The organism is Pseudomonas sp. 05T35 (assembly GCF_056396605.1).
This window is the reverse complement of sequence record NZ_JBFTLU010000634.1, coordinates 1-1,901: the sequence shown is the minus strand read 5'-3', so window position 1 is coordinate 1,901 and position 1,901 is coordinate 1. Positions and strand designations below refer to the sequence as shown.

2 protein-coding genes and 1 pseudogene are annotated in these 1,901 nt (G+C 63.7%); 2 read left to right on the top strand and 1 reads right to left on the bottom strand.

Annotation, left to right across the window (positions count from 1 at the left end; genetic code table 11):
* A pseudogene (locus tag AC1DH9_RS28235) lies at positions 1-760 on the top strand (AlgP family protein); the annotation flags it as partial.
* On the opposite strand, the gene AC1DH9_RS28230 reads toward AC1DH9_RS28235, so the two are convergent.
* Complete coding sequence (locus AC1DH9_RS28230) at positions 757-1,221, bottom strand: TIGR02444 family protein (protein ID WP_427538806.1); 465 nt, start codon at positions 1,219-1,221, stop codon at positions 757-759. The pseudogene AC1DH9_RS28235 and the gene AC1DH9_RS28230 overlap by 4 nt on opposite strands.
* 50 nt (positions 1,222-1,271) lie before the next feature.
* On the opposite strand from AC1DH9_RS28230, the gene AC1DH9_RS28225 reads away from it, so the two are divergent.
* A partial coding sequence (locus tag AC1DH9_RS28225) for an ATP-binding cassette domain-containing protein (RefSeq protein WP_477809242.1) occupies positions 1,272-1,901 on the top strand: 630 nt, incomplete at its 3' end.

Genomic DNA, 1,901 nt, shown 5'->3' with positions numbered 1-1,901 from the left:
GGGTATTGGTCGCGTGAAAGAGGCCGTCGGCAAAACGCTGACCCTGCGTTCGGCCAAGCCAGCCGCTGCTTCTGGCACCACGAAAAAACCGGCTGCCAAACCGGCAGCTGCCAAGGCACCGGCCAAGGCTCCAGCGAAAGCCGCCGCCAAACCTGCAGCGAAAAAACCAGTCGCTGCCAGTGCTGCCAAACCGGCTGCCAAGCCGACCGCTGCCAAACCAGCTGCCGCTAAACCAGCCGCCAAACCTGCTGCTAAAACTGCCGCCGCCAAACCTGCAGTAGCGAAAACTGCCGCAGCAAAACCAGCTGCAAAAACTGCTGCGGCGAAACCTGCTGCTAAACCAGCAGCCAAAACCGCTGCGGTGAAACCGGCCGCCAAGCCAGCTGCTAAACCGGTTGCTGCAAAACCTGCCGCCAAGCCCGCGGCCAAAACCACAGCTGCCAAAGCGCCGGCCAAGCCCGCAGCTAAACCCGCCGTCGCTGCCAAGCCAGCAACGTCCAGCGCTGCCAAACCGGCTGCTGCCAAGCCAGCGACGTCTGCTGCCAAACCAGCAGCCAAGCCGGCGGTGAAAAAGCCAGTCGTGGCCAAACCTGCCATCGCTAAACCAGCCGCAGCAAAACCGGCAACCGCACCAGCGGCTGCCAAGCCTGCGACACCTGCACCGGCAGCTTCACCTGCTCCATCCGCGAGCACGCCAGCCGCTTCGCCTGTACCGGCAGCGGCTGTAAGCACTACCAACACCCCGACCAGCGCTTCCTAAGTGCCGGTCACCGCGACGCGCAGCTGATTCAGCGCGTCGCGGTTCAGGTTGGCGGCGCTCGCCGCCAATCCTTCCAGCCACACGGCCAGGTCTTTGGCTTGACCCTGCGGCCATGCTTGCGCCGCATTTTCCAGACGTGACAACAGTTGCCGTTCGGCTTCCAGCTCCAGCGCTTTGACCTGCGTGCGTAACGTGTTCAGTTCCTCGTCGTCGAGGGCAGCGGCTTTCCATTGCGTACGCAGTTGTCGAAGCGGTTGCACGACGTCTGCATGCCACGGTCCGGCCAGGTGCTGGAGCTGTTGCAGGCGTTGCGCGTTGCATCTCACACCGCGCTGTCCGAGCCAGGCTGCGCACAACAACAGACAAACGTCGGCGCCGGCTGCTTGCAGTTTCAGGCAGGCGTCCTCAACACCCGGTCGGGTGTAGAGGGTCAGGGAAAAGCTCCACAGGTCAGAGGACATAGTGCTACTCGCGCCAGTTGCGAGCGAAGCTGGTAGACTCCGCCGCCATTATGATTCGACTTCAGAACCTGACTTTACAACGTGGCCCGCAACGTCTGCTAGAAGACGCCGAGCTGACCCTGCACGCCGGTCACAAAGCCGGCCTGATCGGTGCCAACGGCGCCGGCAAATCCAGCCTGTTCGCCTTGATCCGGGGCGAACTGCACCCGGACTCGGGTGACTGCTTCCTGCCGGCCGACTGGCGTATCGCCCACATGCGCCAGGAGATCGAGACGCTCGAACGCCTGGCGGTCGACTACGTGCTCGATGGCGACCTGCGCCTGCGTGAGGTGCAACGCGACCTCGCCGCCGCCGAAGCGGCCCATGACGGTGCCGCGCAGGCGCGTCTGCACGCAGAACTCGACAGCGCCGACGGGTACACCGCCGATGCCCGGGCGCGCAAGTTGCTCGCAGGCCTGGGGTTCACCAACGAACAGATGGATCGTCAGGTCGGAGATTTCTCCGGTGGCTGGCGGATGCGCCTGAACCTGGCGCAGGCGCTGATGTGCCCGTCGGACCTGTTGCTGCTCGACGAACCGACCAACCACTTGGACCTCGACGCTATTATCTGGCTGGAAGAGTGGCTCAAGAGCTACCCCGGCACCTTGCTGCTGATTTCTCACGACCGCGATTTCCTCGAC

What these genes read in the sequence shown, in the direction of transcription:
- AC1DH9_RS28230 (WP_427538806.1), bottom strand. Translation starts at nt 1,221, where the DNA reads ATGTCCTCTGACCTGTGGAGCTTTTCCCTGACCCTCTACACCCGACCG.